This window comes from Elizabethkingia miricola (genome assembly GCF_001675285.1).
Classification (GTDB): Bacteria; Bacteroidota; Bacteroidia; order Flavobacteriales; family Weeksellaceae; genus Elizabethkingia; species Elizabethkingia miricola.
The window spans coordinates 272,881-288,204 of the sequence record NZ_LSGQ01000003.1; the positions used below are offsets into that span (position 1 = coordinate 272,881).

Here is a 15,324-nt window from a genome sequence, read left to right on the forward strand (position 1 = left end):
TCATGTTAATAGGGTGATAGGGTGGTGTGTTTTATTTGTCTTTATAAATATTCCAGAAGTTGTAATCGGTCATTGGTGCATCGGTAATGCCAATGCAGCGTCCCATGGTTACAATCTGTCCGCGGTGGTAAGTTCCGTGGATAATAACATGTTGTATATATTCGTATTTAGAAAAATCGCACTGAAACCACTTAGATTCGATTTTTACATTTTTAATCAGGTCTTCTTCTGTAAGACCATCTACATAGTCTGCCAGCTTTTGAGAGTTATTTCTAATAGCACTGAATATTTCTTCTCTGCCGGATAGTGCAGCAGTAGCTGCAAAATCAAATTCATTGTTTTCAGAGATATGGCTCCACCAATATTCCTGGGTCTGCCATATATGGTGTAATGTTTTAAGAATAGTAGGGAAGCTGGAAGGTGTTTCCTGATTCAACTGTTCATCGGATTTGGACGATAGCCAGTCTAGGTATTTATCAACTACCCAATTGTTGTACTGAACGGATTTTGAGATTAAAATTTTTAGACTCATGACTATAGATCTTTAGTTAGTTTTAATTCAGGCTTGTCACGTCCAACAAAGCGTTCCTTTCCAAGCAGGAAATTAATGGCTTTAGCAACATTCTTATCAATGCTTTGCTCTGTCTTCAGGTAGGAGATGTATTTTATAATTTCATTTCTGGAAGAAGGGCGAAGCTGATTAAAAACATTCAACGCTTCCGGATTTTCCTCCAGTGCTGCTAATAATTTAGGATGTGCCTCAATTTTTCTTTCTTCATGATCTACCTCTATACTAATATCCAGTAATTCACCAATTCTTTTAGGTGAATTTTTCAGCATAGTGGTGTTGATGTACAGCCGCCATTCGCCACTGTATTTTACAAGAGTTTGTATATAGTCGACACCATTTACTGCACCCTTTATGGGAATTTTACCTTTGTACTTTTCATAATGTTTTAGCATGGCTTCCAGTACAGGCGGAGGCAGAAATACAAAAGGATTGATTCCGATAATTTCCAGTCGGGCACTAAAACTATGTTGTTCGGCAGGTATCATATGCTGTTAGTATTATCTTATCCTTTTTTGCTGTTCACTTTCCTGTATTACTTTTTCCAGACGGGATTGTTGTGTTTTTTCCTGCTTGGCACTCATAATCCAGTGTATCATTACCTTTTTATAAGAAGGAGCTTGTGTTATGAAAAAATTCCATGCAGCTTTATTTTTCTGAAATTGCTTCTCGAAATCCTGATGGAGTGGGATAGGTTCTTTCTCGTGAGAATATATCCTGGATTTATTTTCCGTACGAAGACTAAAAGCTTTTAGACCCGCTTCTTTCATTAATCCTTGTTCAGAGAGTTCTTCAACTTTTTTTATGTTGATAGCGCTCCAGATGCTGTCTTTCTTTCGGGGTGTGAAACGAATGGTATAGCTTTCTTCGTCTACAGATCTTCTTACCCCGTCGATCCAGCCGAAACAGATTGCCTGATCCACAGATTCCGACCAGCTCATAGAAGGTTTGCCACTGTTCACTTTATAAAAGCCTACCAGAAGCTCAGCTTCTGCCTGATGGTTATTTTCTAACCACGTTCGGAAATCGGATTGCGTACTGAAAAACTGAGGCTCCATTGTTAGTAAGTGTATTGTTTATAGTTCAAAATGCCTGTTATGATTTGTATTTTCCGGATTAATCAATGATTTGTTGCAATAGGTAGCTGTTTCGAAATCGTTGATACTGATGGATAAAAATGAAATATCGGGAAGTAAGACTGCAAGTTTTGTAATAATCTGTTTTGAAAGATTGGCTTTTTGTTCCGTAGTCCGTCCTTCCATTATATAGCCGAAAATGTGGATAAAGTTTTTCTTGCTTTCAGCCAGTTTATAGTATTGGAAAGGCTGTATTCTCACTTTTATGTCATTGGCTGCAAATAATCCAGTTGCTTCAGCTGTTTCGTAAACAGCGTTCATAATATCGTCAGGTGCTGCCTGCTGAATAATATCCTGTGAACAATCTATAATAAAGTTGGGCATGGTGATAAAATTAATTGGTTTGACGTTTGGAATCATTGTATTGCCACAGAACATTGATGATCTTCCATGTGCCATTGAGTTTAACGAGATGCATATAGTCTATCCATTCATCTGCAAAGAGCTTAACAGAAGCTGTTCCGTCAGAAACATCGAGTAGTTTTATATCTTTTCGTGGAGAAGCCGGAAATTTATCTCCGTTTTTGTTATAGCTCTCAGCAAGCAATACCATAGATTCTGTATTGGTTTCCCGAACATAATCTTTGCCTGTAGCTTTGTCTTTCCAGAAAGTACGCTTTACCATTCTGGGATGTAAGGCACGCTCCATTCTGGCAGGATTTGGTGAATGCTGTGATTCTATATAATCAAGAGCCGCCTGCTTTATCGCCAGTGTATCTTGTTTTGTCTGTCCCAAAGCAAATGCTGAAAAGAACAGGATAAAAATATAAATAAAAGGATATTTCATATTATTAAGTTGATCCGGTGTAAAGATTGAAAGCTAAATAATTGATTATCTGTCGAAATTAATGAAAAAAGAGAATATAAAATATATTGTTGGATAGAAAAAATAAAAAACCGCTCTAAGTTTCAGAGTGGTTTTATGCCAATATAATTATTGTTGTTATTTCTTTTTCGCATTTCTTGCCAGAAAGAAAAGACTGGCAAAAAAGGTTGTAGCATAAACAGGTGCCAATGCCGGTTTTTCAAATTTGAAGGTCTGAAAATCAAATTGTTTATAGAGTGTAAAACCAAGAATAATGGCTATAGTGGCAAAAATAATAGTTGTTGCTTTTTTGTTTTCCATATGTTGAGTATTGTGTTAATTTATCCCTGAATTTAAGTTAAGCAAATTCTTAATACTATATTGTCAGTCAGAGTGATTTTTGGAAAGAATCGTATCGAAGACTAACTCTGGATACTGAAATTGATTGGATTTCGACGCTCTTTTCTTTCAGAAAAGCTCAATCTGACATCAATTTTAGTATTCCAAGCTATGTTAATCCAGTAAACCTTTATCTTTCAGGTTATCGAAAATCAATTTGTCAACTTCAGATATCTTGTCTTTGTCCGAATATTTCAGCCATTTCATTTCTTCGATTTCAGAGCTTACTTTTAATTCTCCGGAATATTCTGCAGCGTAGCAAGTCATTTTCACAATTGTACCTTCTTCATGTCCATGTGCCTGAGCTTCGAAGGTCCCGATATAATTAAGTGTTTTGTTGTCTATTGTTACACTCAGTTCTTCATTTATTTCGCGGATAAGCGCTTGCTCATCTGTTTCTCCGGCTTCTCTTTTACCACCTGGCAGATAATATTTGTTTTTTCCGAAGCTTTTGGTAGACAAAATGGATTTGTCTTTTAGTTCGATCCAGGCTAGTTTGTCAATTATTTTCATTTTCTGTTAAATAGTTGTTTGTATTTTATTGAGTTTATTTTTTTGTGAGATTGTAATTGTTGCTTTTCTCATCTTTTTTTACGGTGTAAGCTTTATTGATTTTGATTGTCCAGCCTTCTCCTTCAATCAGTTCATCATTTATTTTTACAGGCGAGCTTACCGATATTTTGTCCCAGTTAGGGCTCATTAATGCTCCTTTAGTAACTTCCAGAATACCCCAGTTGTCCGTAACCCGAATTGTTGGATAAACAGTTCCTTTATCTTCAATCGGGATTATATTCCTTGGGTCAAAAGAAACATTCATTTTCTCAAATTTTATTTCAAGATGTGGCTGTTCAATCAATTTGCTTTTATATTCAGCGATCAGTTTTTTTATTTTTTCATCTCTTATTTCTTCTTCCGAAAAAATAGTTGCTCCATTATAATTGTTGGCAATTTTGTCAACACTGGCTTTTAAATGAGCGGGTATTTTTATTCCGAAATCCTGAATAAAGAAATCTGTAAGATTGGTGTTACCTTTAATTTTTTGATTCCAGTATTTATCCTTCTGACTGAGCAAATAACCATAAACCGGAATGGTACTGTAGGCGAATGAACGAACATAGGTCGGATTTTTAAGAAAAGCGTTGGTTGTCTTTACAAAATGTTCTTTTGTTTGCACTTTGTTTCTTCCGCTTATCATAAATCCGGTGTACTCTGCAAGTCCTTCATTCAGTTCCAGTTGATTTTCAGTAGTGGAAGATTCCGGGAAAAGAGTATGTCTGTATTTTCTGAATATAAGCGCATTGGTCAGATGTTCTTTTTGTTCCTTTTTTGAATCAGAGAGTACAGCTTTTGTAAGAGCTTCCAGTTCTAAACGAAGGTATATTCTCCCGTCTTTCTGATCTAAATGATTGCTTTCTTTATTACTTTGGGTGAAACCTAATGCAGATTGAGCTTTGTGGAAAAGTTCGTGCGCCAGTAGGTTTATCCGGTCGTTTTTATTTTCGGACAATGGCAGCATGATCATAGCCCAGTTTTTACCATTCCACATTAGGGAAGTATTGGCCATATTAATATTGTCGGGTAATTTGCCAACGTATATGTTGCCCTGTTTTGTTAAACTGTTTTTAGCATCTTCTTCGTTGCTGTATAATTGCCTGGTTTTAGGTTCTACCAATAGAATTCCACCATACAGGTCTTTGTTCCATAATCTGGTGTTTTGCTGGGTGGCAGTTTTAATTTCCTGAAAGTAATTAGAAATATGATCGAAATCCTGAGCTTCGGATTTTTGGGCAGATATTGTTGGAATCTTGATGAGGAATAAAAATGCTAAAAATACTTTTTTCATGGAGGCTTAGTTTTAACTTGTATTTGCATACAAAGCCTAAATTTAAGCATTCTATTGAGATTATGTTTATAGAATGTATGGTAATCTGTTGATTTTGTTTAAAAAAGCATAAATAATCAGTTTTTGACTGTTTATTTATTTAATAACCGGTGTTAGTATCTTTTTTCTTAGCCGCGATAACCTGCTCCGGCTTTTCTTACTTCATATTGATCGCAGTAATATATTTCCTGTACTGTGGCGGCTTCATCAGTTTCAAGATCCATATATTCCTGTTTATTGATCACTTTTTTATATTTCTCTTTTTGGGCAGCAAAACACAGCATTGTCCCAAAACTACTTTGTCCATAAACGCTATAATCACTATACAGACAACCATAACAGTTTTTAAAATGATAGCTTTCTCCAAATTGACTATGGATCTCGTCCAACGCAGTTTCCATTAGATCGCCAATACCGGTGTAAAGCTTTCCTTCGATGGTTAAAGAGATTGAGATCCTCTCATCTTCAATTCCGCCACCTGGTTCAGCATTTCCCAGTGTGTATTCAATTTTCAGATCCGAATAAAATTCTGAATCTGTAGCTTTGTCTATAATCAGCTGTGGAACCAAAATTTCAAAAGTACAGTTGCAAAGTTCTTCTCGAACTGTTTCTGAGTTGTAAATAGGTGCCTTGCTCCATGTAAATCTTTCCAGCTGCTGTCCGGTATATTTTATTTTATCATCCACAGACTGATCGGAAAATTCAGATCCTGAAAATTTCACACCGTCGATTTCGGTATATAAATTTTTGAAATCGTTCTCAACAATTACAGAAGTTGTTCCTGAGTGGTCAGTATATGTTCCGTTGTATTTTTTTCGTTCTGTCATGTGTTTTGTATTCGCAGTGATATTATAAGATGACCACTAACAATCCAATATAAAAAGTTTCCGAGCTGTTATTTTATACCTGCCAGGTAAAAAATGTAAGCAATAAATATAAGAATCAATCTGAAAGATATAGCTCCCAGAATACAGCATATAAAGGATTTGAGATAATTTATAAGTTTTGTTTCACCAAAAAACTGACCTACGGACCAGAAAATGTAAAAATAGCCTGCCAGAATTCCGACAGATATTATTGTCTGGCTTTTACATATCACTGCGAACAGCGCAAACAGACTTATAATTAACAATGCCTGACCAATGGAGTAGCATAGCAAAACTGTAATTTCGTAAATGTTATAATGGTGCTTTCTGAAAAACAGTTTTATCCACAAGGCAATAAAGAATCCAATTATAAGTGAGGTATAACCAAGGTGACCGTTGACCCAGTTACTAATTTTTTCTTTTTCCAGATATTGGTCTATATTTCCAATTTTCTGATTCAGTGAAAAGAACTCATATTCGATATGAAAAAAATGAAATATAAGTGTGAATAGTGCTGCAGAGAATATTAAGAAAATTACAGGTTTTGTTGCTTTGCTTCTGTCTTCAAAAATAAAATCTCTTACCAGCTTTCCCGGTTTAATAAGCAATTGCTTTACGGTGAACAGGAATCCGCTTTCAAGATGTAAGAGGTGTTGTATCTCGTGAATGATATATGATGAGTTAATCCGCTTTAACGGATAATTTTTATCTGCATTATTTGCTTCTTTCATATAAATTGTGGGTGTAGATGGTTATCATGGCTAAATTTACACATTAGCGAGTGAAACAAAGAAAGTTATTTTTGGCAGAATACATTTTATTTTTCTGAAAACAAAAACCATTTCTGAAAAACAGAACGGTTTTACTAAGATTTTAAAAGACTCATAATAGTTATGGAAATAAGTGTTTCAGTCTTAATAGAAATAACTTTTATAGAAAAGCTCCGCCAACTAATTTTACAAATACTTCTCGGGATCCAATTTTATAAATTGTTAGTATAGTTCCGTCGGGAAGTGATTTCATTTTTTGATCAAATCCTCCTATTGGTCCTGATCGCATCAAATTGCCAAGCTGCTCTAAAACTTCTCCAGCTGTTAAAACACAAATTGCTGTTTCTTCACTTTTTCCATCTCCACTTTTTTCTATAGTCTGAATGATTAAATCCTTTTGCTTGGAGCATAATTTTTCTTTCTGATTGTCATTAAGTGCCCGATAAATATTTATCATATTGTCCAATAGATTTTTATTGAGAGGGTTAATTAAATATTTTGATTCTGCTTCAGAAAGCATTTTTTCAGCTTTACTTTTTGATAATCTTTTTTGAGCTGGTTTCCAGAATGTACCAGATTCACTATTGTAATTCCCAATTGTATAATCAGGTTTTAAGAATTTACTTCCGTAATAAAGTTGATTTAATTGTTCCTGTGTTAATTCAGATGGATTTACTTTAAATATGTCTAAAAGTTTATAAAAATTTTCTTGAGGATTTTCGGTAACATTCTTTTTAATTAATTCCGTATTTATCTGTGCATGGAATACCTGAAAAATTAGAAGTAAAATACCTGAAATGATATATTTTCTCATTGGTTCTTTATAATTTGAATCTAACAATTGTTTGCTAAACTTGTCTACGATTTAATTCTTTCAATAGTATTCTCGTCGTTAAAACTTTTTTGTTTTTGCAGCTGAATGTTCCGGAAGGTTTCTCTCGATTCCGGTGCTATGGTTGTTTCCATACTTTGAAGTGTTCCAACCATATTATTAACGAAATTCTTTTTTGCCTCCCGCAAGCCCGACATAGTTGTTATGTTAGCATTTTCATACCTGCGTTTTTCAATAGCCAGCATCTTACCTTTCAGCTGACTGCTTGGTATGGATTTTACAAGTTCAAAATCATAGTCCCCACTCTGATCGGATATTTTGATAATTAACCCCGGTAATCCGGTAAATTTGTAAGGACCATAAGCAAGCGGAATATCGGTAGTATACCATGCCGTCCAGTTTCTTCCATTGTAATTGATTTCTGCTTTTCTGCAGTTGAATGACTGTATAGTCTTTGACTCATCTACAAGTTTCCAGTTGTTGATTACAGGTTCTTTATAGCTGAGTAATGACATTCCGGCTCTTTCAAAATACTGATTGTTCTGATTGGTTTGTAATATAGTATATGGAAACTTTGTCTTTGGAAAAGATTTTCCACTGAAGTCTATACGTGTAGTACCTCCTACAGTAGCTTTTTGAAATTCACTCTGAAAAGTGGAATCATATTTCATCGATTTCTCGCTAATGAAAAATGCACGATCCTTCAGTACCTGCAAAGAGAAAAGTTCTTCGAATACCTGATCGGGAGTCGACTTATAGAGTTTTGCCTTTACCAAATAGGTGAAACTGGCAATCAGGCTGTCTTTTTTGTCTGTCTGAGAATAAAATAGAGCAAATAAAAAGAAACTTATTAATATTGAGATTTTCTTGGTGCTATTCATGGCGTTTGGTGTAAAAAGTAAAAATAACATTTATTCTTAGATTTATGGGCTCACACGATAAATATTTCCCTAAAATTAGATCTATTCCTATTTTTATCTTTAGTAAAAATCACAATAATATTTCCATTCTCCTGTTTTAGTGTTTTTTAGGCAGAACAAACTTCAAATCTATCTATTGCGGTTAAATACCATTTATTATTTATTTTGGCGATGTAGAAAATAAAAGCTTCCTGATTTTTACCAATTAAAGTAACTTTATGACTCTTACGCTCTATTTCTTCAAATAACTTAATTTCTTTTTCATTCCAAATGGTTTCCTCCGTAAGCTTATTTTCACTTATTGCAATTGTTGATAAAAATTTGTTGTTGGTCGTCATATCAACATAAATCCCGGAAGGCTTATTCCAGCTTTCAGTTTCACAGTTAAAGATGGGAGAACCAGTTTCATTTATCAGATATTGTATTTCAAAATTTGTGTCATACGGTAAGTATTCTGGAACAGGCTCATTGAATGAAATTTGTTTTGCTATAGAGATATTATCAGCGACGCCTCTTGCAAACAGAAATGTAAGGCCATAATCTTTGGAAATTAAGCTATTTAAGGTATTTTCATCTTTCCTTTGATAAGCCTTAACGATCTTTATTATAGTATCGTTCATTTCATTTTCTTTCGTAGTCGATTTAATTTCTGTGGAAATTGAGTTTTCAGTATTTGTATTATCAACCGAAATTTTATTTTCGACTTTTTCATTTTTCTGACCGCAAGAAAATGTTAGATAGCTTAAAAAGACAATAAATGTTATTCTTTGATTTTTCAATTTACTTTTTATTATTTTTCAATTCGCTTTCATGTTGAATCCCATTGGCATTAATTCTGCAATTCCATTTGCAAATCGGAAATAATCCCGTCTTATTTAGCTCTACAGTTCCACTGGCTACTAAATTGTCAACAGCGCCATTTTCATCTGTATCATCCATATAAATGTCAATTTCTTTGCCCGGGAATAGTAAAATTTCTTGCCCGCTATTGTCCAATTTAATGTCCTGCCGAGAAAGCAAAACCAAATCGCTTTCAATAAGTTCGTTAAAGTCAACTTGAATTCTGGCAGGTTTCATCTCAATTTGTATACTGTTTTTGCTTTACCTATTTGCTATAGAAACAAATATAAATAAAAGTTGAACAATGAAAAATGGCTGGTTCCGGCTAATTTATATGGATCCAAGCACGAGCGTGAAGCTCACGTTAGCGAGGGAGATTTAAAAGGGATGATATAAAGTTATCCACAATTATTTTTTAGAGTTCCATCATCGTTAATATGTTTAAATTTGAAATCTTGATTTAATATTTTTCCTCCACCATCAAAAAAACTTCCAAGTAATCCACTCCAATCTTCAATATCATTTTCTTTATTAGTGTCCCATCGGATTTTTCCAAAAATTCCATTTATCTCAACATCAAGAACAACTCCGTTTTCTTCATTCAAATTTAGTTTTGTCCCTGGTAAAAAATCCTGATTTCGTTTCCAGTAATCAGCTATTTTAAAAATTTGATTACCTAAATTTTTGCCTTCATTCTGAGTTGCTTTATTCCATTCATGATTGGGTTTAAACCAATCCCATATTCGTGTGAAGTCTACAACATTATTGCATTCAATTTCATATATTTCTTCAATTAGATCATTTTTAAATTGGTTGAATTCCGGATCTGAATTATTTTGGAGTTTCATGAATTTTTCAGCCTGATGAAGCAAATCAAATAATTCTATAAGTTGAAATTTCTCGAAATATTCGAACTTCGTTAATCCTTTTACTTTTTTATTGTTGAAAAGTCTGTTTAACCACATTGTTTTGCTACTCTTATAAAAACAAATATAAATAATGAATGCAAGATAGAAATCAAGTTCTGACTGATTTATAAGGGTTCATACACGAGCGTAACGCTCGCGCCAGCGAGGGGAACATCATGCTCACGCTTGCGAGGTCAATATAATGTTTTCTGTTATTTTTTCTGAAACAATTCGATGGCTTTTTGTATTGACTCCTCGGTTTGAACAATGTCCATCAGAATCATTTTCAGTGTCTGTTTCTTATTTTTATCAGCTTCGTTGATATTATTATACAGAAAGTTCATTAAAAAATCACTTTTATTAGTTAGTGCTTGCTTTTGTTCTTCAATATAGGATAACTCGGTTATTTTCTTGTAATCGATCAAATCAATTTTAGAACCTGAAACAGATTTCCATGCATTAAGTTTAATTTGCGGGATATAAATTCCTTTTGATTTCATCACAATGTCTAGAACGGTAGTATTCTTATTGTTAGCATGAAATTCAAGTGAATCGATTAAAGATTTTTGTTTTGGGATAATATCTTTAATATCCTCTTTTGATTCATTTAATTCGCTGTTTATAGTTGAAAATATCTGATTAACATAGGCTTTGTCTTTTCGTTCAGAATTCCAGTTGTCGATAAAGAGTGCAATCAGAATACCGGCAATTACCGGAATAATTTCTTTTATAAATTGAATAGCATAGTTTTTAAGTTTTCCTTTCATTAATATGGTTTTAGTTTATGGCTTTGTTGGACTATTTTGTTGGGTTGTTTTCAAGTAAACTAAAATACAAAAAGAATGAATCGGAAAGCGGTCGATATTTTTAATTTTGTACGCCCTCCAAATTTTCTCAATACAATACTAGCTGTACTTATTTTTCTCAATTTGTTGAATATTATATTTGGCAATTAATTTTTGGATTTCAGCATTACCGTGCTTTCTGATGGAACCTGTATTTTGAAAAATAAATTCATTTATAATTCTTTCACTTGTTTTCTGTCGGGAGAAGCTTGCAATTAATTCCATAATAAAATAAGATTGCACATTTATAATTCCGAGATTTGCTGTTTTTATATATTGCCCCGATTGCTGACCGCTGACTGTTTTATTCAATTTCAATTTTGTTGTATGAAATCCATCGCTTCAGATTTCCAACCATCCTTTTTAAATGGTCTTCATTCACGAAAATATTTGTCCAATATTCAAATCTGTCGCATTGGACGCTTATGTAATATACCATAATTGCTAAACAGGCATGAGGCAAAAATCTTTTTTCTTCAGAGCCTATTACTGTTACAGTTTCATAGCCTTTTAAAAAGCTTTCTGCTTTTTCCTGATACTCTGCTTCGTTCAAATTAGTTGTAAGTAGCTGAAATAGGAAATAAGAAATGTCAAAACATAAGTAACCGTTGCCACAAAAGTCAAAATCAAAAAATGTTATTTCCTTTTCGTTATCAATGTGCAGATTATCGAACCAAACATCAAGATGGACACTTCCATATCTCATCTTTGGTTTGTCAATATCTTGGATTTTTAGCGCTAAAAATGCAGACAGTTTTTCTAAAAAAATAACTTCACTGTTACTATTATTGAAGAACTTTTTTATTCTCAAAATAGGGGTGTCAAGTAAATTCTGAGTATTGTAAGAGATTCTCGCGAGTTCAAAATTCTCTGTAGATTGATGGACTTTTGCTAAGGCTTGTCCAATAAGAAAACTTGTCTGTGGTGAAAATCTTGCTGTCTTTGTGCCTTTGGCATATGAAAATAAAACACCAAACCTTGTTCCTTCCGGTGCTTCAATTTCCTGAATGTATTGGTTGGATTTGTCAGCAAGCGGAAAAGCAACTTGTCGGTCAGTTTCTTTTAGGTGAAGTAAAAGTCTTAACTCTTCTTCGATTTCTAATTTTGTCCGCCAATTGTGTGTGTAAACTCTGAAAACATATTTGTTTTCACCATCGTAAACAATATACAAATGGTTCATGGCAATTCTGAATATGCTGCATTCCGTTTTGTTGCTTAGTCCATATTTTTGTTGAATAAGCTTACCAAGTTCATTTGGGGAAAGTGTGCTGTTTATTGCCGGAAATTTCTCTGTCATTAATTCTTGATTTGTCTATGGTTATGTTCACGCTCAACGACGGCTAATGGTCTATGTTTTTTTAAGTTATAAAAGTGTTGACACTCTCTTTTACTATCCAACTCCCATCTTTTTGTTTTTCCAGCAGATATCCGAAGCCAGTACCAAAACCATAATCATGATGAACTAATTCTATATACACAAAACGATCATTAAAGTATACCGGATTTGAGAATTGATATAATTTAATAGGATTATGAACTTCGCTTTTATTGGCCAGTTTTATATTCGGGTTTATTTTATCATCAATTCTTATAGAATCAAAAATGTATTTACCCTGCTTTAACAGATTTAAAGAATCTATTTTTCTTTCGGCTGATTGGCTGTTTCTTAAATCAAGCAGCCGAATAATACTTTTATTAAAAACTGGTGGGGGAGGTGGCTCTTCTCCTAAAATTTCTTTTGGGCTTGGAGTATAGATTTTTAATTGTAGAAGTTTAGGATTGACCAAATGGATATTCTCCTTGGAAGGATTATGATTGGACTCATATTTAAAAACAGCATGAAGTATTTTATTTAGCTCTGTTTTTTCTTTTGTATGATTTGGAGAACAACCAACTATAAAAATAAATGAAAGTATTAGCCAATAGATTTGTTTCATTTATCCTTAGATATAAACTCTTCCAACTTGGCCATCATTTCATCTTTTTCTTTCAGCATTCTTTCGTACAAAGCAATTTTTTCTTCGTGAAGTTTTATTACTTGGTCAAGTGGATGAAAAGTAGGTTTAAAATTAGCTGTATAAGCATAAGCTGCAGAATCATGGAAAGTATTAGCAATAATATTAACTGCCTGTTCTTCATCAAAATTCTGAAACGCTTCCACCGGAATTTTTAATGCTTCCGAAATCTTTTTTAGCAAAGGATCTTCAATAATTTCTTTCTGCTCCAAAAGCGAAATTTTCTTTTGATTCCAGTCTTCACCAAGATCAAAAGCCAAAGCATCCTGCTTTATGCCTAACATTTCACGAAAACGCTTGACATTTCTACCCTGATGTATTTTTTTGCTTTGCATAGTTATGTGGCTTATAAAAACAAATATAAGTAAAACCTACAGGATAAAAAATGACAGGTTTTGGGTATTTTAGATGGGGTGTGATTATAAAGAATTCGAAGTGTAAGACTTCGGATTTTGTTTTATTTAAAAATGCAAAGTTGGGAGACCTTACGCAGCGGGGAAATATGTTTAGAATTGAATTTCGAATAGCTTTTGGTAAAAGAGTTGAAAAATTTAGAAAGAAGAAGAGACTAAGCTATCGAGAGTTAGCTCAGAAATGTGACGTAAATCATAGTAATATCAGTAAAATTGAAAAAGAAAAAGTTGATCTAAGAATTTCAACAATACAGGAACTAGCTAAAGGCTTAGAAGTTCATCCTCAAGAATTATTTGATTTTAAAATAGAATAAAAACTAAGCTCCGAAGTCTAAAAATCTCGGAACTTAGTTTCATTCTGCGCAAAGTCAGGTTATTTGTATAGTGGAGTATTTTTTATGATTTATATATTGATTATCCATTTGCTATTTCTTCTGCAGCTATATCCAAAAGATTCAAATATCTTTCTAAAACGGTCTGTAATGTTGGTGTACTTCTGGGGTCATTATGAAAAAGTAATTTATAAGCTGTAAAATTTACCACTGGGGTTCCTAATATTCTCTTAGCTACGCCATCTAATTTAGTTGCAGTGGTCGAAGACAAATGAGCTGCAGAATTTCTTATGGCTTTCATATCCATTAAATCAGTATTTATGGCGGAGAGCGCAGTATCAAATACATAGCCTTGATGAAAAAATATTTTACTTATTTTTCTAATTGTTTCTGGATTCGACCAATCCATATGCTTTTGATTACCAATTATTATTTGATTTGCATGATTAAAATCGATAGGAGTTGCCCATTTTGCTGGTCTACGATTTAGTATAGATTCCTCATTGATTAAATAATCAATAAAACATTTTTCAACAAATGTCTCCCACGCAACAAAAATTTTTAGGAAAGCAGATTCTGAAATAAATTCTCTCAGACTTACTCCAATTTTATAAGAGCCACTGGCATATTTTTGGTGTGCAAACTGAATATGTTGATTCAATTCTATTATAGTAGCTCTAAATTCTGCTAAATTTTGATTTAAAGCCATTATACATCATTTATTTTGTTGATTAGAAATTCAGTTCTTCTCATTCTAACAACTGTATCTGTAGTAGCTCTTCTACTATCATTTAAAAATTGTATTTCATTTTCAGGTAAACCTGTAAGAGTTTTTTTGCTGAACAAATCATTAAGATTTGTTAATGAAATTTTTATTCTTTCGTATTTGTTTGGATTTATAGAATTCATAGTAATTTCGATATCTTTTAATCCAAATAGAGAATAATAAAAAGTAGTAAAAAGAGAGTAGAATAAATGAATACGCCTAAATTCAGTGGATTTTAACCCTTCATCAAAAACACTTTTGATTAACTCTATAGTTGTATCAAATTTTTGTTCAATTTCAAAAACATTAAAGTCAAAAAATTTTTCATATTTATTATAAAAATTTTTGATCTGTTTCTTTGATTGAATACCTTCTAACATGGCAACTACTAAATCTGCAACTAAAGTTGCATCTTCCATTCTCAGAATTTTTTGATTTGTTAGAAGTTTACTGTCAGTCCAAAAATCATTATATTTATGTGCTAATTTATCCACAAGAATTTTGAATTCACTAAAATGGTTTGCATGAATTTTTTCTTGTTCATTTAATGTAACAGAATAAGAATTTAACCGACTAAAGATATCAAGAATTTCTTTATCAGGTAAATTTACCAATAAATCTACTGCTAATTCATAATTTAAAATTTGGGCTTGTATTTCCGGATCTATATTACCTAATTGACTAAAATAATAACCACCATATTTTTCGTTATGCTTTTTGTTTATTACAAATCCATCATTAATATATGATAATATTGTTCTAAGCCTTTGTTGACCATCTACAACCTCTCTAACTGATTGTCTTGTTTCAACATTTAAAGTTTGTCTAATAAAAACTTTTGGAATTGGTTTGCCCCTGATTATTGTGTCTAATAAATATGACCTAGCATCATCTGTCCATACTGATTTTCTTTGAAATTTTGGTGATAGCTGTAGTTGTTTTTTGTCATTCCATTCTAGAAAATCGTTAATACTGTAAGTCCTACTATCAAAGTTTTTCATTTAAGTAATTTTCGTTTATTATAATT

The 15,324-nt window shown here is 32.9% G+C and carries 22 protein-coding genes; 1 reads left to right on the forward strand and 21 read right to left on the reverse strand.

Features of this window, described 5'->3' with window-relative positions:
* Positions 1-31: 31 nt before the first annotated feature.
* The 19 genes from ATE49_RS04175 to ATE49_RS04270 form a co-directional block, all read right to left on the reverse strand.
* Positions 32-532 carry a DinB family protein gene (locus ATE49_RS04175; protein WP_065081178.1) on the reverse strand — a complete coding sequence of 167 codons (501 nt, stop codon included), beginning with the start codon at positions 530-532 and terminating at the stop codon, positions 32-34.
* A gap of 2 nt (positions 533-534) precedes the next feature.
* Positions 535-1,056, reverse strand: coding sequence for a YdeI/OmpD-associated family protein (locus ATE49_RS04180; RefSeq protein ID WP_065081179.1), 522 nt, complete (start codon positions 1,054-1,056; stop codon positions 535-537).
* A gap of 12 nt (positions 1,057-1,068) precedes the next feature.
* The gene (locus ATE49_RS04185) at positions 1,069-1,626 is read right to left on the reverse strand and encodes a YdeI/OmpD-associated family protein (RefSeq protein WP_065081180.1); all 558 of its coding nucleotides are present in this window, start codon (positions 1,624-1,626) and stop codon (positions 1,069-1,071) included.
* A gap of 18 nt (positions 1,627-1,644) precedes the next feature.
* Entirely contained in the window at positions 1,645-2,028 is a 384-nt protein-coding gene (locus ATE49_RS04190) for a 5-carboxymethyl-2-hydroxymuconate Delta-isomerase (RefSeq protein WP_065081181.1), read from the reverse strand.
* 10 nt (positions 2,029-2,038) lie between these two features.
* Entirely contained in the window at positions 2,039-2,491 is a 453-nt protein-coding gene (locus ATE49_RS04195) for a nuclear transport factor 2 family protein (protein WP_065081182.1), read from the reverse strand.
* A 156-nt stretch (positions 2,492-2,647) separates the two neighbouring features.
* Positions 2,648-2,830, reverse strand: a complete 183-nt coding sequence (locus ATE49_RS04200) for a hypothetical protein (RefSeq protein WP_034869423.1) — start codon at positions 2,828-2,830, stop codon at positions 2,648-2,650.
* 192 nt (positions 2,831-3,022) lie between these two features.
* Entirely contained in the window at positions 3,023-3,421 is a 399-nt protein-coding gene (locus tag ATE49_RS04205; protein WP_065081183.1) for an NUDIX hydrolase, read from the reverse strand.
* A 34-nt stretch (positions 3,422-3,455) separates the two neighbouring features.
* Positions 3,456-4,751 carry a hypothetical protein gene (locus ATE49_RS04210; protein WP_059343592.1) on the reverse strand — a complete coding sequence of 432 codons (1,296 nt, stop codon included), beginning with the start codon at positions 4,749-4,751 and terminating at the stop codon, positions 3,456-3,458.
* 167 nt (positions 4,752-4,918) lie between these two features.
* Positions 4,919-5,617: a DUF6304 family protein gene (locus ATE49_RS04215; RefSeq protein WP_065081184.1), complete on the reverse strand. Its 699-nt coding sequence runs from the start codon at positions 5,615-5,617 to the stop codon at positions 4,919-4,921.
* A 68-nt stretch (positions 5,618-5,685) separates the two neighbouring features.
* Complete coding sequence (locus ATE49_RS04220; protein WP_065081185.1) at positions 5,686-6,387, reverse strand: DUF3667 domain-containing protein; 702 nt, start codon at positions 6,385-6,387, stop codon at positions 5,686-5,688.
* Positions 6,388-6,586: 199 nt separating this feature from the next.
* A complete protein-coding gene (locus tag ATE49_RS04225) occupies positions 6,587-7,240 on the reverse strand; it encodes a DUF4919 domain-containing protein (RefSeq protein ID WP_065081186.1) in 654 nt (217 codons plus the stop codon).
* A gap of 44 nt (positions 7,241-7,284) precedes the next feature.
* Positions 7,285-8,169 carry a GLPGLI family protein gene (locus ATE49_RS04230; protein ID WP_081278408.1) on the reverse strand — a complete coding sequence of 295 codons (885 nt, stop codon included), beginning with the start codon at positions 8,167-8,169 and terminating at the stop codon, positions 7,285-7,287.
* A 116-nt stretch (positions 8,170-8,285) separates the two neighbouring features.
* Complete coding sequence (locus ATE49_RS04235) at positions 8,286-8,957, reverse strand: hypothetical protein (RefSeq protein WP_065081188.1); 672 nt, start codon at positions 8,955-8,957, stop codon at positions 8,286-8,288.
* A 1-nt stretch (position 8,958) separates the two neighbouring features.
* Positions 8,959-9,255 (reverse strand): hypothetical protein, encoded by a 297-nt coding sequence (locus ATE49_RS04240; RefSeq protein WP_065081189.1) that lies wholly within the window; start codon positions 9,253-9,255, stop codon positions 8,959-8,961.
* A gap of 161 nt (positions 9,256-9,416) precedes the next feature.
* On the reverse strand, positions 9,417-9,983 hold the full coding sequence (locus tag ATE49_RS04245) for a hypothetical protein (protein WP_065081190.1): 567 nt from the start codon (positions 9,981-9,983) through the stop codon (positions 9,417-9,419).
* A 155-nt stretch (positions 9,984-10,138) separates the two neighbouring features.
* Positions 10,139-10,693: a hypothetical protein gene (locus ATE49_RS04250; protein WP_065081191.1), complete on the reverse strand. Its 555-nt coding sequence runs from the start codon at positions 10,691-10,693 to the stop codon at positions 10,139-10,141.
* Between the two features lie 382 nt (positions 10,694-11,075).
* Positions 11,076-12,068: a phosphotransferase gene (locus ATE49_RS04260; protein ID WP_065081193.1), complete on the reverse strand. Its 993-nt coding sequence runs from the start codon at positions 12,066-12,068 to the stop codon at positions 11,076-11,078.
* A 61-nt stretch (positions 12,069-12,129) separates the two neighbouring features.
* The gene (locus ATE49_RS04265; protein WP_065081194.1) at positions 12,130-12,708 is read right to left on the reverse strand and encodes a hypothetical protein; all 579 of its coding nucleotides are present in this window, start codon (positions 12,706-12,708) and stop codon (positions 12,130-12,132) included.
* Positions 12,705-13,121, reverse strand: a complete 417-nt coding sequence (locus ATE49_RS04270) for a helix-turn-helix domain-containing protein (RefSeq protein WP_024564633.1) — start codon at positions 13,119-13,121, stop codon at positions 12,705-12,707. Before ATE49_RS04270 ends, ATE49_RS04265 begins: the two co-directional genes overlap by 4 nt.
* A gap of 50 nt (positions 13,122-13,171) precedes the next feature.
* Here ATE49_RS04270 and ATE49_RS04275 point away from each other — a divergent pair, with 50 nt between their 5' ends.
* Positions 13,172-13,513, forward strand: a complete 342-nt coding sequence (locus ATE49_RS04275; RefSeq protein WP_260255550.1) for a helix-turn-helix domain-containing protein — start codon at positions 13,172-13,174, stop codon at positions 13,511-13,513.
* Between the two features lie 100 nt (positions 13,514-13,613).
* Here ATE49_RS04275 and ATE49_RS04280 read toward each other — a convergent pair whose 3' ends face one another.
* Entirely contained in the window at positions 13,614-14,240 is a 627-nt protein-coding gene (locus ATE49_RS04280) for a hypothetical protein (protein WP_065081195.1), read from the reverse strand.
* Positions 14,240-15,298, reverse strand: coding sequence for a DUF262 domain-containing protein (locus ATE49_RS04285; protein WP_065081196.1), 1,059 nt, complete (start codon positions 15,296-15,298; stop codon positions 14,240-14,242). The genes ATE49_RS04280 and ATE49_RS04285 overlap by 1 nt, the downstream gene beginning before the upstream one ends.
* Positions 15,299-15,324 lie beyond the last annotated feature (26 nt).

What these genes read in the sequence shown, in the direction of transcription:
- ATE49_RS04175 (WP_065081178.1), bottom strand. Translation starts at nt 532, where the DNA reads ATGAGTCTAAAAATTTTAATCTCAAAATCCGTTCAGTACAACAATTGG.
- ATE49_RS04180 (WP_065081179.1), bottom strand. Translation starts at nt 1,056, where the DNA reads ATGATACCTGCCGAACAACATAGTTTTAGTGCCCGACTGGAAATTATC.
- ATE49_RS04185 (WP_065081180.1), bottom strand. Translation starts at nt 1,626, where the DNA reads ATGGAGCCTCAGTTTTTCAGTACGCAATCCGATTTCCGAACGTGGTTA.
- ATE49_RS04190 (WP_065081181.1), bottom strand. Translation starts at nt 2,028, where the DNA reads ATGCCCAACTTTATTATAGATTGTTCACAGGATATTATTCAGCAGGCA.
- ATE49_RS04195 (WP_065081182.1), bottom strand. Translation starts at nt 2,491, where the DNA reads ATGAAATATCCTTTTATTTATATTTTTATCCTGTTCTTTTCAGCATTT.
- ATE49_RS04200 (WP_034869423.1), bottom strand. Translation starts at nt 2,830, where the DNA reads ATGGAAAACAAAAAAGCAACAACTATTATTTTTGCCACTATAGCCATT.
- ATE49_RS04205 (WP_065081183.1), bottom strand. Translation starts at nt 3,421, where the DNA reads ATGAAAATAATTGACAAACTAGCCTGGATCGAACTAAAAGACAAATCC.
- ATE49_RS04210 (WP_059343592.1), bottom strand. Translation starts at nt 4,751, where the DNA reads ATGAAAAAAGTATTTTTAGCATTTTTATTCCTCATCAAGATTCCAACA.
- ATE49_RS04215 (WP_065081184.1), bottom strand. Translation starts at nt 5,617, where the DNA reads ATGACAGAACGAAAAAAATACAACGGAACATATACTGACCACTCAGGA.
- ATE49_RS04220 (WP_065081185.1), bottom strand. Translation starts at nt 6,387, where the DNA reads ATGAAAGAAGCAAATAATGCAGATAAAAATTATCCGTTAAAGCGGATT.
- ATE49_RS04225 (WP_065081186.1), bottom strand. Translation starts at nt 7,240, where the DNA reads ATGAGAAAATATATCATTTCAGGTATTTTACTTCTAATTTTTCAGGTA.
- ATE49_RS04230 (WP_081278408.1), bottom strand. Translation starts at nt 8,169, where the DNA reads ATGTTATTTTTACTTTTTACACCAAACGCCATGAATAGCACCAAGAAA.
- ATE49_RS04240 (WP_065081189.1), bottom strand. Translation starts at nt 9,255, where the DNA reads ATGAAACCTGCCAGAATTCAAGTTGACTTTAACGAACTTATTGAAAGC.
- ATE49_RS04245 (WP_065081190.1), bottom strand. Translation starts at nt 9,983, where the DNA reads ATGTGGTTAAACAGACTTTTCAACAATAAAAAAGTAAAAGGATTAACG.
- ATE49_RS04250 (WP_065081191.1), bottom strand. Translation starts at nt 10,693, where the DNA reads ATGAAAGGAAAACTTAAAAACTATGCTATTCAATTTATAAAAGAAATT.
- ATE49_RS04260 (WP_065081193.1), bottom strand. Translation starts at nt 12,068, where the DNA reads ATGACAGAGAAATTTCCGGCAATAAACAGCACACTTTCCCCAAATGAA.
- ATE49_RS04265 (WP_065081194.1), bottom strand. Translation starts at nt 12,708, where the DNA reads ATGAAACAAATCTATTGGCTAATACTTTCATTTATTTTTATAGTTGGT.
- ATE49_RS04270 (WP_024564633.1), bottom strand. Translation starts at nt 13,121, where the DNA reads ATGCAAAGCAAAAAAATACATCAGGGTAGAAATGTCAAGCGTTTTCGT.
- ATE49_RS04275 (WP_260255550.1), top strand. Translation starts at nt 13,172, where the DNA reads ATGACAGGTTTTGGGTATTTTAGATGGGGTGTGATTATAAAGAATTCG.
- ATE49_RS04280 (WP_065081195.1), bottom strand. Translation starts at nt 14,240, where the DNA reads ATGGCTTTAAATCAAAATTTAGCAGAATTTAGAGCTACTATAATAGAA.
- ATE49_RS04285 (WP_065081196.1), bottom strand. Translation starts at nt 15,298, where the DNA reads ATGAAAAACTTTGATAGTAGGACTTACAGTATTAACGATTTTCTAGAA.